The following is a 13107-nucleotide window of genomic DNA, read 5'->3' on the forward strand; positions in this document are numbered from 1 at the left end:
CCCGGCGTCCGGCGGGTCGGCCCACGCCGGCCGGATACGCGGTGCTGGTCAGTGGATGCGGCGGCCCCGGGCGTCGGGCACCCCGGACTTGCGGAAGAAGTACGTGTTGACCTGGTCCCGCCACTCGGTCGCACAGCGCAACTGCTCGTCGAGACGCTCGACGACCCGGTCGTACACCGCCTGGTCGATCACCCCGGCGAGCCGGGTCCACCGGTCCCGCATCGCCACCACCTCCGCCACCCCGGAGAAGTGCGTGTCGTAGATGTGCTGGATGACGGTGACGCCGCTGTGCAGGACGTGCGAGTAGGGCACGTGGTGGAAGAACAGCAGCAGCTCGTCCGGGCACCGCTCCAGCGACTCGTACACCTGGGACCAGGGCGGCGGGTACTGCCCGGCGAAACCGGTGCCGGTCGCGCAGGTCCGGTCCACGCCGACGCCGTCACGGTCGGCGAAGTGGTAGGTGCCCCACCGGCTGTACTCGTAGCCGTCCACCCCCGGCCCGTAGTGACCGGCCGGATTGACCATGAAGCCGACCCCCAACGGGGCGGTGTAGCGCTCGTAGGTGCGCCAGGAGTCGTCGAGCACCGCGTGCAGCGTCTCACGGACCAACGCCGGGTCACCCACCGTCGACGCCGGGAAGGTCAGGTCGATCCACTCGTCGAGGATCACGTCGGCCGCCAGGCCCGGATCCCAGGCCAGCCGCCCGAAGGCGTACAGGTTGGCCTGGGCGAGCGGGTGCCCGCACCAGAACGGGTCGTCACCGACGTTGGCGACGGCGACCAGGTCACCACCCCGGTGCGGCCCGGGACCGGGCACGTCCGCCAGCACGTCGGTGACGCTGCGCTCCGCCGGCCCCCACGGCCGGAAGGCCAGCACCTCGTGCCACCAGGGGGCGAGGTAGCACGCGTGCCACTGCTGGCCGGTGTACTCCTGGGTCACCTGCAACTCCACCGCCACCCGGGTGGCCGGCATCGCCGCGATCACCGGCGACACCGGCTCCCGGGGCTGGAAGTCGACCGGGCCGAACTTCACCTGGAGGACGACGTTGTCGGCGAACCGCCCGTCCAGTGGGGCGAAGTGGTCGTACGCGGCGCGGGCCCGGTCGGTCGTCCGGTCCCGCCAGTCCTGCCGGTGGTCGTAGACGAACGCCCGCCAGTGCACCACTGCCCCGTGCGGGGCGAGCGCGGCGGCCAGCAGGTTCGCCCCGTCGGCGTGGTCGCGCCCGTAGCTGAACGGGCCGGGCTGCCCCTCCGAGTCGGCCTTCACCACGTACCCGCCGAAGTCGGGGATGCGCGCGTAGACCCGGCGGGTGGTGCTCTCCCACCAGTCCCGCACGCCGTCGTCGAGGGGGTCGGCGGTGGGCAGGCCACCGAGGACCACGGGAGCGGCGAAGGTCACCGACAGGTGCACCCGGATGCCGTACGGGCGCAGCAGGTCGGCGAGGTCGACCACGTCGTCGAGCCGGTCGGTCAACAGCCGCGCCTCGGTCAGGCCCACGTTGACGTTGTTGACCGAGATCGCGTTGACGCCCATGGCGGCGAGCAGCCGGCCGTACGCCCGCAGCCGGTCCCGGTCGCCGCGCGGGCCGCCGTCGCGCCAGAAGATCGAGCCGCCGGCGTAGCCGCGCTCCACCTGCCCCATCACCGGGTGCACGGCCACGTTGTCCCAGTGGTCGAGCATCCGGCGGCGCAGCGCGGGTCGGTGCGCCCGCGCCGGATGGTCCCCGGTGTGGGCGGCCTCGCCGAGCCGGACCAGGTGGAACAGCCCGTACAGCAGCCCGGCCGGGGCGTCGGCCAGCACCACCGTCACGTCGTCGACCCGGGTCAGCAGGAACCCCTCGTCGCCGAGCGGCCCGTCGGGGGCCGGGACCGCCGTGACGGCGGCCGGCACCGCCGACGGCAGCGGTCCCGGGTCACGCAGGGCGAGCACCAGGTCGACGGGGTCGACCGCCGACGCGCCGTCGGTGCCGGTGCCGGTGCCGGTGCGGTCCACCCGTCCGCCGTGTGCGGCGCAGGCCTGCGCCACCTCGGCGAAGACCGTGTCGACCAGCAGACCGTCGCCGTGCACCAGCACCCGGCGTACGCCGAGGGGCCGCCACGCCTCCGGCGGCAGCCAGGCGGGATGCGGCCGGGGTTCCCCGGCGCCGCTCACTCCGGCCGGGACGGTGACGGGCCTGGTCATCCGGTGAAGTCCTTCCGCACGATGTCGGTCATCGCCGTGGCGACCCGCAGGTACGCCACGACGAACAGCACGGCCAGCAACGCCAGCAGCGCCTCGGAGAAGAGCACGGTGAGCGCCGCGGCGGCGGCCAGCAACAGCAGGTTGCCGACGGTGACGCCCGGGGTGCGGATCAGGAAGTGCACCGCCAGCCGCAGCACGTCGCGGGTGCGGAAGGTGAACAGCGAGGCGATCACCAGGGCGTTGCCGCCGATCAGCACGAGCAGCACGCCGAGCCCGACCAGCGGCACCGCCCAGCCGGCCGGGACGCCCGCGGCGGACAGGTGGGTGAGGTTGACCCCGAGGACGGTCAGCCACAGCAGCAGCGGCACCCAGAGCCGCAGCACCTGCGGCAGGTTGGCCCGGTAGCCCTGCCAGAACCGGGCCGCGGGATGCAGGTCGGTCAGGTCGGGGCGTTGGTGGTGCAGGGCGTACAGGGCGGCGGAGACCGCCGGGCCGACGGGGAGCAGGCAGACCGCGACCAGCGGCAGGTTGCTGGCGTCCCGGCCGAGCAGGAGCAGCGGGACCAGTCCGGGCAGGGTGACCAGTGCCAGCAGCAGCCCGACGACGAGCACCGTGTAGATCGACGCGGCGGCCCGCGACAGTGGACCGTCGCCGAACTCCCGCCAGGGCTGCGCGCTCACGACCGCTCGTCCCGGTTCGTCGGCGGGGTGCGCTCGGTGGGGCCGCCGAGCAGCCGGGCCTCGTCCCACCACGGCGGGGTCTCGTCGCGCACCGCCGCCAACTCGACCAGGGTGACCTCGTGCCGGGCCAGGGTGAGGTCGAGGTCGACCCGGCCGGCGGTGACCGGCAGGGCCCGGTGGGAGCGGGCCGGCTCGGCGGCCTCCCGCAGGCTGTCCAACTGCCCTGGGCGGGGAGACCGGGGACGGCCCATCTCGCTCCAGGCGGTCCAGGCGTTACCGGCCTCCTCGCTGACCGACGAGCGGAGCAGGAACACCGACGAGGCACCGGGCGGGCCCACCGGCACCGACAGGGCCAGCGGGTGCCGGTCGGGCACCGGCGTGTGGCCCGTCACGTCCACCGGCGCCCAGGCCAGCACGGCGACCCGGCCGTCGGCATGCCGGGTGACCAGGTGGTCCGCACCGCGCGCCAGCACCTCGTCGCCGAGGCGGGCCATGAAGGCGTACAGGTGGTAGGTGGGTTTCTTGATCTGCCGGTGGGTGAGCAGGCCGAACCCGCCGTGGAACAGCGCGGTCGGCACCCCCGTCTCCTCGAACATGTCGCTGAACGTCCAGTACGAGAAGGAGTCGACCAGGTCACCGCCGGCCGCCAGCACCGGGGCGAGGTACGCGGCGTGGAAGGCCGTGTCGTGGATCGGGTTGTCCGGCCGGTAGGAGGAGTTGAACTCGGTGATGTGCACCGGCAGCTCCGCCAGGGCGGTGCCGTACAGATGCCGCCGGGGCGCGGCGAACTGCTCCAGCAGCGACGACGCCGGGGCCAGCGTCTGGTGGGTGCCGAAGGGTACGTGCTGGGCGGGACCGGAGGTGTAGGCGTGCCGGCTGACGAAGTCGACAGGCACGCCGCGTGCGGCGACGAAGTCGGCGAAGGGTTCCAGCCAGTCGTCCGCGCCGGGTGAGATGGCCGGGCCGCCGACCTGCAACCCGGCGTCGACCTCCTTGACCGCGTGCGCGGTGACCTCGTAGAGGCGGTGGTAGGCGTCCCGGTCCGCACCCTGCCAGAAGTCGGGCAGGTTGGGCTCGTTCCACACCTCGATCGGCCAGCCCCGCACCTCGTCGAGGCCGTACCGGTCGACCAGGTGGGCCACCGTGGCGCGGACCAGGTCGGCCCACTCCGACCAGCAGCGGGGTGGGGTGACGTTGCCCTGCCACCAGAACACCGTCTGCTCGCCGGAGGCCAGCGCCTCGGGCATGAAGCCCAACTCCACGAAGGGTCGGACGCCCAGCCCGAGGTAGGCGTCGACGACCTGGTCGACGTACGTGAAGGAGTGGTGCACCCGCCGTTCGCCGCCGTGCCGGTAGGGACGGTGGACACCGACGCCGTCGCTGAGCAGGCCGTGCCCGCGGATGTGCCGGAAGCCGATGTCCTGCTGGATCAGGGCCAGCGAGTCCTGGTAGTCGCGGCGCAGGGCCAGCTCGAAGCGCCCGGTGCCGACACAGTGCCGCCAGGCGTCGGTGAGCCGCCCCACGGGCTGGGCGGGAACGGTGATCCGCATCGTGGTCGTCCTCCGGTGGTCGCCGCGTCGGTGACCGGTCCGGCCGGGCCCGTGGCAGGGCCCGGCCGGACCGGGTCGGACCGGGTCGGTCAGCCGTTGTCCTTCTCGAACCGCTCGTGCGCCTTGTTGACCAGGCCGATGTACTGGTCGGCGTTCTTGGCCTTCAGCTCACCGACGTAGGCGTCCCACTCGGTGAGGGGACGCTGGCCGAGGATGAACTTCAGCGTGTTCTGCACGACGTGGTCCTTCAGCGGGGTCTCCCACAGCGACGCCTGCTCCCGCTCCTCGTCGGTGAGCGGGGCCGGCGGGTCCACCGGCAGCGGCGTCCGGGCGTTCATCACCTTCTGGAACTCCATCTCCTCCGGCGAGAAGAACGACTGCACCAGGTCGAGCTTGCCGCCGTAGGAGAACACCCCGTTGCCGAAGCCGAAGTCCTTCTGCAGGTGCTTGCTGCCCTTGGGGTTGAGCCCGATCATGTCGACGTCGGGGTTCAGGGTGTACTTGCCAGCGGCGTCCCTGGTGAAGGTGGTGCCCTCGACGCCCCACTTGGCGAACTCCTCGCCGGCCTCGGAGTAGTACAGCCAGTCGATGAACTGCATCATCGCCACGAAGTTCTTGCTGTCCCGGGCCTTCTTGGAGATCATGATGCCGTTCTCCAGCCGGCTGGCCGGGTTGATCTCGCCGGCCGGGCCGACCAGCAGCGGGATCTTCGTCAGCTTGGCGTTCGGCAGGGTCTTGGCCAGGTCGGGGCGGTAGTCGTTGACCAGGGTCTGGGCGTTGCTGCCGATGACGAAGGACTTGCCGTTGGCGAGCTTCTGCCTGGCCTGCTCATCGGTCTGGGTGAAGCTCTCCGGGTCGAGCAGCTTCTCGGCGACCAGCTTGTTGAGGTAGACGATCACCTGCTTGTACTGCTCGGTGGCGCCGGTGTAGACGAACTTCTTCGCCGCCGGGTCCCAGGTGGCGGGGTTCCAGCTCCAGCCGGTCCGGAGGCCGTGCGCGGCGCCGACGATGCTCAGCAGCTCACCGCCCGGGTTCGGCTTGCTCCACCGGTCCGAGTACGGGTACGAGTCGGGGTAGCGCGCCTTCATCGCCTTGAGCACGGTGTACAGCTCGTCCCAGGTCTTGGGGATCTGGAGGTTGAGCTGCTGGAGGATGTCGGTACGCACCGCGATCGAGTACTCCGCCCACGGCTTCTCGTGCAGGCCGGGCAGCAGGTAGAACTTGCCGTCGGACTGTCGCAGCGTGTCGAACTCCGGTTGGAGGTTCCACTTGGCGATCTTGTCCTTGAGGTTGGGCATCAGGTCCAGGTAGTCGCTCACCGGCAGGATCGCGCCGGAGGAGACGAAGGCGTTCTCCTGCGGGTGATAGGTCTTCGGCATGATCAGTGGGGCGTCGCCGGCACCGATCAGCAGGCTGCGCTTCTGCTCGTAGTCGCTCAGCGGCACGGCAACCGGGGCGAGCTTGACGTTGGTCCGCTTGGTCAGCTCCGACCAGAACAACCAGTCGTCCTTGAGCGGATAGTTCGGATGGTTGTTGTAGAGGATGGAGAAGGACAGCGGTTCGGTGGCCTTGAACTGCTTGTCGATCCCGTAGTCGGCCATCGCGCCGGCCCGGTTGCCGTCGAGGTTCTTGGCCTCCGGGGCGTCATCGGAGCAGGCCCCGACGAGGGTGAGGGTGAGCAGCCCGGCAGTGGCTATCGCCACGCGGCGCCACGTCCTGTGGAACATGGCTCGTCCTTTCGATCGGGTGGTGTGGGGGTGCGGTGGAGTGGAACGGTCGGGCTACCCCTTGACCGCGCCGAGCATCACGCCGGACACGAAGAACCGTTGGATGAAGGGGTAGACCGCGAGGATCGGCAGGGTGGTGAGCACGATGGTCACGGCCTGGATGGTGGCCGCCGCCTGCACCGCGTCGGACTCGGCGACACCGCCTGCCGACTGCGCCCCGGTCGCCCCGGCGATGAGGTTGCGCAGGTAGACCGTGACCGGGAGCAGGTCCTGCTGGTCCAGGTAGAGGAACGCGGTGAACCAGGAGTTCCAGAAGGACACCGCGTAGAACAGCAGCATCGTGGCGATGATCGCCTTGGACAGCGGCAACACGATCCGCAGCAGGGTGCCGTACGTACTGAGCCCGTCGACGGCGGCGGCCTCCTCCAACTCGACCGGCAGGCTCTCGAAGAACGCCTTCATCACCAGCAGGTTGAACACGTTGATCGCGTTGGGCAGCACCACCGCCCAGATGCTGTTCTTCATCCCCAGGCTGGTGATGAGCACATAGTTGGGGATCAGCCCGCCGGAGAAGAACATGGTGAACACGGCGATCCCGACGAGCACCCCACGCCCTCGGAGCTGGTGCTTGGACAACACGTACGCGTAGCAGGTGGTCAGCACGATCGAGATGGCGGTGGCCACGACGGTGTAGACCACGGTGTTGCGGTAGTTGGTCCAGAACATCGGGTCGGACATCACCAACCGGTAGGCGGTGAGGTTGAAGCCCTGCGGGACGAGGTTGACCCGGCCCGCGATGATCGGCGCCTCGTCGCTGAGCGACCGGGCCACGATGTTGACGAACGGGTAGAGCGTCACGATCACCACGAGGGTCAGCACGACCCCGTTGACCGCCTGGAACACCCGGTAACCCCGGGTCGGCCGGATGCCCCGCGACCGGCGGGCCCGCGCGGGTGGTGTCGTCTTCGGGCCGGCCGTGCCGGGGGCCACGGTCACCACAGGCTCGTCCCGACCGTACGCCGGGAGATGGTGTTCGCCCCGAGGACCAGGATCAGCCCGATCACCGCCTCGAACAGGCCGATGGCGGCGGCGTAGCTGAAGTTGCTCGACTCGAAGCCCAACCGGAACAGGTACGTGGAGATCACGTCGGCGGTCGGGTACGTCAACGGGTTGTACAGCAGCAGGATCTTCTCGAACCCGACGGCCATGAAGGTGCCGATGTTGAGGATCAGCAGGGTCACCATCGTCGGCCGGATCCCGGGCAGCGTGACGTGCCAGGTCTGCCGCCACCGGTTGGCCCCGTCGATGCGGGCCGCCTCGTAGAGGTTCTCGTCGATGGTGGTGAGTGCCGCCAGGTAGAGGATCGTCCCCCAGCCGACGGTCTGCCAGACCTCCGAGGAGACGTAGATGGCCCGGAACCAGCCCGGCTGCTGCAGGAACGGCACGCCCTCCCCGCCGAGACCCCGGACCAGCTGGTTGACCGAGCCGTCCATCGACAGCAACTGCATCACCATCGCCGCGACGATCACGATGGACAGGAAGTGCGGCAGGTAGGACACCGACTGGACGAACCGCTTGAGCCGGCGGGCCCGGACCTCGTTGAGCAGCAGCGCCAGCACGATCGGCAGTGGGAAGCAGAACAGCAGGGTCAGCGTGCCCAGGACCAGGGTGTTGGTGAACACCTGCCAGAAGGTGGGGTCGGCGAGGAACAGCCGGAAGTACCGCAGGCCCACCCAGTATTCGCCGAAGACGCTGCCGCCGGGGCTGAACCGGCGGAACGCGATCACGTTGCCGATCATCGGCAGGTAGCGGAACACCAGGAAGAACAGCAGCGGCACGACGGCCAGCGAGTAGAGCTGCCAGTCCCGACGCAGGGACCGCCGCCAGGAGCGTCGGCGACGGCGTCGCGGGGCCGGGTTCGCCGCTGCCTGTCCCGGGGCCGCCGGGGGCGGCCGTAACGTCTCGGATGTCATCCTCGGCCTCCTATCCGGCGTGCGGGCCGGTCGCGACGGGCTCGACCCGTACCGACGTGAGCAGGTGCCGCTGGACGCCGACCTGACGTTCGTCGCCGGTCAGGCGCAGCGGCAGGGCCGCCGCGGTGTCGCCGCTGGAGCGGCCGAACCGCAGCTCGACGTCGCCGGGTTCGACGATGCGCCGGCCGTCGCGCCCGGTGAACGAGGTGAGGTCGGCCGGCACGGTGAAGCTGACGTGCGCCGCCGCGCCGGGGTCCAGCGGCACCCGGGCGAAGCCGACCAGCCGGACCACGGGCCGGGTGGTCTGCGCCACCGGGTCGTGCAGGTAGAGCTGGACCACCTCGGTGCCGGCCCGGTGCCCGGTGTTGCGCACGGTGATCCGTACCGTCGTCTCGCCGTCGACCGGCCAGGCCGGCGGCCCGTCGGCCGGCCCGACGCCCGGCACCACCGGGTCGGTCCACGCGAAGGTGGTGTAGCTCAACCCGTGGCCGAACGGGTACGCCGGGGTGGGGTCGATCGAGGAGACCTCGGAGCGTCGGCCCAGCGGCGGCGTCAGGTAGGTGCCCGGCAGGCCACCCGCGTCGCGGGGGACGCTGACCGGTAGCCGCCCGGACGGGTTCACCGCACCGGTGAGCACCTCGGCGAGCGCCTGCCCGCCGCGCTGGCCGAGGAAGAACGCCTGGACGACGGCGGCGGCCCGGTCGTGGTCGGGGCCGAGCGCGTAGGGCCGGCCGGTCATCAGCACCAGGACCACCGGCGTGCCGGTGTCGAGCACGGCCCGGACCAGGTCGGCCTGGACGCCGGGCAGCCGCAGGTCGTCGGCGTCGCAGCCCTCGCCGGAGGTGCCCCGGCCGAACATGCCGGCGCGGTCGCCGACGGCGAGCACGCACACGTCGGCCGCCGCCGCCGCGGCGACCGCCGCCGGGATGCCGGAGGTGTCCCCGTCGGTGATGGCGCAGCCCGGCTCGTGCACGAGGCCGGGAACCAACCGGGTGAGTTCGTCGCGCAGCGAGGGGATCTCCAGGCCCAACCCGTGCTCCGGGTGCCGGACGCCGACGTGGTTGGGGAAGGAGTAGCAGCCGAGCAGGGCCATCGGGTCGTCGGCGACCGGGCCGACCAGGGCGACCCGCAGGTCGGGGGCGAGCGGCAGCGCGCCGTCGTTGCGCAGCAGCACCACCGACTCGCGGGCCAGCCGGACGGCGACGTCCCGGCTGGTCTCGTCGTCGAGGCGTAGGTTTTCCACGTCCTCGGGCAGTTCGTGCCAGTCCGCGTCGAGCAGCCCCAGCTCGATCTTCTGGATCAGCACCCGGCGCAGCGCGCGGTCGATCAGCGCCTCGTCGACCTCGCCGGCCCGCACCGCCGCCACCAGCGGTTCGCCGAAGGCGTCCACGGTGGGCAGTTCCACGTCGATGCCGGCGCGCAGGGCGAGTCGGGCGGCGTCGGCGGCGTCGGCGGCCACCCCGTGCAGGGTCTCCAGGAACCGCACCGCGAAGTAGTCGGCGACGAGGGTGCCGGTGAACCCCCACTCGTCACGCAGCAGCCGGGTGAGCAGCCCTTCGTCGGCGGCGACGGGCAGGCCGTCGATCTCGGCGTACGAGTGCATCACCGAGCGGGCCCCACCGAGGCGCAGCGCCATCTCGAACGGCGGCAGGATGACGTCGGCCAGCTCCCGGTGGCCCATCGACACCGGGGCGAGGTTCCGGCCGCCCCGGGAGGCGGAGTAGCCGGCGAAGTGCTTGAGGGTGGCGACGACACCGGCCCGTTCCAGGCCCCGCACGTACGCCGCACCGGTCGTCCCGACCAGGTAGGGATCCTCGCCGATGGTCTCCTCGGTGCGTCCCCACCGGTAGTCCCGGGTGACGTCGAGTACCGGGGCGAGTCCCTGGTGGACGCCGGCGGCCCGCATCGACCGGCCGATCCGACCGGCCATCTCCTCGACCAGCGCGGGGTCGAAGGACGCGCCCCAGCCCAGCGGGGTCGGATAGACCGTGGCCCGCCAGGCGGCGAACCCGGTGAGGCACTCCTCGTGCACCTGGGCCGGGATGCCGAACCGGCTCGCCGCGGCGATCTGCGCCTGGGAGGCGGCCAGCGAGCGGGCGCCCACGACGGGGTCGACCGGCGCGGTGCCGAACGGTCGGGTCAGTTGCCCGAGCCCGTACCGGATGATGTCACTCCACGGCGGGGCCCCGTCGATCATGTCGGCCTGGTGCGGGGCGACCCCCTCGCCGGAGGCCTCCGCGCCGACCCAGACCCCGACGAGCTGGGCGATCTTCTCCTCCAGCGACATGACCGGGACCAGCGCGTCGGCCCGTTGCGCGGGTGAGCGTCGCGGATCCCGCCACGGCTGGGTGTCCTGGGGCGTCGGGCCGTCGTCGACGGGCACCTGACTTCTCATGCCACACCTCTCACCATCGACCGCTCCCCCGCCCGCGCCGAACTGACCGACGCGGTGTGCCGGCGGAGGGTTCGAAAATTTCGTAAACAGCGCGTTACCTTTTTCGGGCAACTTAGGAGGCATCCCGGAGACTGTCAAGGGTCTCAAATGCGACATCCGGGAGCGCTCCTCCCGCAAAGGGCATTCACCCCCGTCAAAATCTTCCATCGACGCCGATCCCGCTTTCGCAGCCGACGTGCTAGAGTCCTCCGAAACTTTCGGAAGTGCCTGGTGAGGCTTCGATGACCGCGTCCCGCCCGCCCACCCCACAGTCCTCGGCCACCATCGCCACCATCGCCGAGGAGGTCGGCGTCTCCGTGGCGACCGTCTCGAAGGTGCTCAACGGGCGTGCGGACGTCGCCGCAGAGACCCGGGCGCGGGTCGAGGAGAGCCTGGAGCGCCACCGGTACCGCCGTCGCATCCGCCGGCAGTCGCCCGGCATCGACCAGATCGACCTCGTCTTCCACGAGTTCAACTCCGGCTGGGCGATGGAGATCATGAGCGGGGTGGAGGCGGTGGCCAGCGCCGCCGGGCTCGGCATCGCCATCTCCCAGCTCGACGGGGAGCACCGGCCCGCGCCCCGCCGGTTGGACGCCCTGATCGCCCGCCGGCCGCTGGGCCTGCTCTTCGTGCTCTGCCACCCGACCCCGTCCCAACAACTCCTGCTGGCCGAGCACCGCATCCCGTTCGTGGTGGTCGACACCGACAGCGCGACCTCGGCGTCGGTGCCGACCGTCGGGTCGAACAACTGGAACGGCGGCCTGTTGGCCACCCGGCACCTGATGGAGTTGGGACACCGGCGGATCGCCGTCATCTCCGGCCCCCGGGACGTGCTGTGCAGCCAGGCCCGCGCCGCCGGCTTCCGCTCCGCGCACGACCAGTTGGGGCTGGCCGTGGACGTCGACCTGGTGCGCTACGGCAGCTTCTACGTCGACGGCGGGCACGCCCACGGGTTGGAGCTGCTGGCCGGGCCCGACCGGCCCACCGCGATCTTCGCCGGCTCCGACCTGCAGGCCATCGGCGTGCTCCGGGCCGCCCGCCAGCTCGGCCTGCGGGTGCCCGACGACCTCTCGGTGATCGGGTACGACGACCTGCCGGTGGCCGGTTGGACCGACCCGCCGCTGACCACCGTGCACCAACCGCTGCGGGACATGGCCGGCACCGCCACCCAGATGCTGCTGGAGCTGGCCCGGGGTGGCTCCGTCGCGACCAGCCGGATCGACCTGGTGACCGAGCTGGTCGTCCGGGAGAGCACCGCACCACCCGCCACCACCCGCCCCTGACCACCCGAGGAACCCATGTCTGCCACCGAAGACCTGCGGCGGTACACGCCGGCTGTCGTCGAGCCCGCCGACTTCGACGCGTTCTGGCGTACCACGCTCGCCGAGGCGACCGTCCGGCCGGTGCTCGTCGACGTCCGCCCACACCGGACCGACCTGCGCCTGGTCGACACCTGGGACGTCACCTTCGCCGGTTTCGCCGGTGACCCGGTGCGGGCCTGGTACACCCGCCCGGCCGGAATCGACGCCGCGCTGCCCGCCGTGGTCGAGTACGCCGGTTACGGGCGCGGCCGGGGCCTGCCGCACGAGCGGCTGACCTGGCCGGTGGCCGGGTACGCGCACCTGCTGATGGACAACCGGGGCCAGTCCGGGCTGCACGGCGCGGGCGACACCCCGGACCCGCACGGGGCGTCCGGTGGCCCGTGGCCCGCCACCTGGGGCATCCTCGACCCGTACGACTACCACTACCGTCGGCTGATCACCGACGCGGTCCGGGCGGTCGATGCCCTGCGCGCGCTGCCCGGGGTGGACCCGGCCCGGGTCGCCGCCGTCGGCAACAGCCAGGGCGGCGGGCTGGCCCTGGCGGTCGCCGGCCTGCGCGACGACCTCGCGGCGCTGCTGACCACCGCGCCGTTCCTCTGCGACGTCCAGCGCGGGATCGAACTGACCGACGCCGCCCCGTACGGCGAGATCGCCAGGTACCTGGCGGTGCACCGGCAGGTCGAGGAGGCTGTCCGGCACACGCTGTCCTACGTCGACGGGGTGACCTTCGCCCGACGGGCCACCGCGCCCGCGCACTTCGGCATCGGCCTGCGCGACAACGTCTGCCCACCGAGCACCGGCTTCGCCGCCTACAACCAGTACGGCGCGGCGAACGGTCGGGAGGGGACACCGGCGCGGCAGCTGCACACCTACCCGTTCAACGGCCACGAGGGTGGCGAGGCGTGGCAGGTCGAACGGCAACTGCGCTGGCTCGACGCGCTGCTGGTGGGGGGCACGGAGCACGCGGCGCGGTGACCGGCGGTCGGCCCGCCCGAGCCCGGTCGCCGCGTCCCGCCCCCGGCACCCGGAGGGTGGTTCGTCCGGTCGGCAGCCCACCCGGGCATCGTCACTCACCGATGTTGCTGATGTTAGCGATAACACGATATGGTGCATCCCGGCGGGAGCGCAGGGCACGCTCCGGCTGCGGGTCACCGGTTCGTCCACGTCGCGACCGGCGGCCAGCGGCACCTCACGGCGTCCACGACCAGTGACGAGTCCGGGATCCTGGCCGTTGCGCGCG

General features: G+C 71.6%; 9 protein-coding genes. 2 read left to right on the forward strand and 7 right to left on the reverse strand.

The genetic code is table 11. The annotated features are described in order from the left end of the window. Window positions 1–48: 48 nt before the first annotated feature. The 7 genes from ACQP2H_RS17990 to ACQP2H_RS18020 all read right to left on the reverse strand — a co-directional run bounded on the left by ACQP2H_RS17990 (window position 49) and on the right by ACQP2H_RS18020 (window position 10506). Entirely contained in the window at window positions 49–2181 is a 2133-nt protein-coding gene (locus ACQP2H_RS17990) for an alpha-glucuronidase (protein ID WP_363822866.1), read from the reverse strand. Beyond that, window positions 2178–2861 carry a DUF624 domain-containing protein gene (locus tag ACQP2H_RS17995; RefSeq protein ID WP_208566703.1) on the reverse strand — a complete coding sequence of 228 codons (684 nt, stop codon included), beginning with the start codon at window positions 2859–2861 and terminating at the stop codon, window positions 2178–2180. The genes ACQP2H_RS17990 and ACQP2H_RS17995 overlap by 4 nt, the downstream gene beginning before the upstream one ends. Continuing rightward, window positions 2858–4411: a GH39 family glycosyl hydrolase gene (locus tag ACQP2H_RS18000; RefSeq protein ID WP_433228136.1), complete on the reverse strand. Its 1554-nt coding sequence runs from the start codon at window positions 4409–4411 to the stop codon at window positions 2858–2860. The genes ACQP2H_RS17995 and ACQP2H_RS18000 overlap by 4 nt, the downstream gene beginning before the upstream one ends. Before the next feature lie 89 nt (window positions 4412–4500). Continuing rightward, window positions 4501–6114: an ABC transporter substrate-binding protein gene (locus ACQP2H_RS18005; protein ID WP_433228137.1), complete on the reverse strand. Its 1614-nt coding sequence runs from the start codon at window positions 6112–6114 to the stop codon at window positions 4501–4503. Between the two features lie 78 nt (window positions 6115–6192). Next, entirely contained in the window at window positions 6193–7134 is a 942-nt protein-coding gene (locus ACQP2H_RS18010) for a carbohydrate ABC transporter permease (RefSeq protein WP_308290793.1), read from the reverse strand. Beyond that, the gene (locus tag ACQP2H_RS18015; protein ID WP_363822859.1) at window positions 7131–8111 is read right to left on the reverse strand and encodes an ABC transporter permease; all 981 of its coding nucleotides are present in this window, start codon (window positions 8109–8111) and stop codon (window positions 7131–7133) included. The genes ACQP2H_RS18010 and ACQP2H_RS18015 overlap by 4 nt, the downstream gene beginning before the upstream one ends. Before the next feature lie 10 nt (window positions 8112–8121). Then, window positions 8122–10506 (reverse strand): glycoside hydrolase family 3 N-terminal domain-containing protein, encoded by a 2385-nt coding sequence (locus tag ACQP2H_RS18020; protein ID WP_433228140.1) that lies wholly within the window; start codon window positions 10504–10506, stop codon window positions 8122–8124. 281 nt (window positions 10507–10787) lie between these two features. Here ACQP2H_RS18020 and ACQP2H_RS18025 point away from each other — a divergent pair, with 281 nt between their 5' ends. Together ACQP2H_RS18025 and ACQP2H_RS18030 are read left to right on the forward strand one after the other, a co-directional pair. Beyond that, window positions 10788–11828: a LacI family DNA-binding transcriptional regulator gene (locus tag ACQP2H_RS18025; protein WP_219462803.1), complete on the forward strand. Its 1041-nt coding sequence runs from the start codon at window positions 10788–10790 to the stop codon at window positions 11826–11828. 15 nt (window positions 11829–11843) lie between these two features. Then, entirely contained in the window at window positions 11844–12842 is a 999-nt protein-coding gene (locus ACQP2H_RS18030; protein ID WP_219462805.1) for an acetylxylan esterase, read from the forward strand. Window positions 12843–13107 lie beyond the last annotated feature (265 nt).

The organism is Micromonospora sp. CA-248260 (assembly GCF_050942205.1).
GTDB lineage: Bacteria > Actinomycetota > Actinomycetes > Mycobacteriales > Micromonosporaceae > Micromonospora > Micromonospora antibiotica.

Bases quoted from the DNA above. Each gene is read 5' to 3' on its own strand.
- ACQP2H_RS17990 (WP_363822866.1), bottom strand. From the start codon at position 2,181: ATGACCAGGCCCGTCACCGTCCCGGCCGGAGTGAGCGGCGCCGGGGAA.
- ACQP2H_RS18000 (WP_433228136.1), bottom strand. From the start codon at position 4,411: ATGCGGATCACCGTTCCCGCCCAGCCCGTGGGGCGGCTCACCGACGCC.
- ACQP2H_RS18015 (WP_363822859.1), bottom strand. From the start codon at position 8,111: ATGACATCCGAGACGTTACGGCCGCCCCCGGCGGCCCCGGGACAGGCA.
- ACQP2H_RS18020 (WP_433228140.1), bottom strand. From the start codon at position 10,506: ATGAGAAGTCAGGTGCCCGTCGACGACGGCCCGACGCCCCAGGACACC.
- ACQP2H_RS18025 (WP_219462803.1), top strand. From the start codon at position 10,788: ATGACCGCGTCCCGCCCGCCCACCCCACAGTCCTCGGCCACCATCGCC.
- ACQP2H_RS18030 (WP_219462805.1), top strand. From the start codon at position 11,844: ATGTCTGCCACCGAAGACCTGCGGCGGTACACGCCGGCTGTCGTCGAG.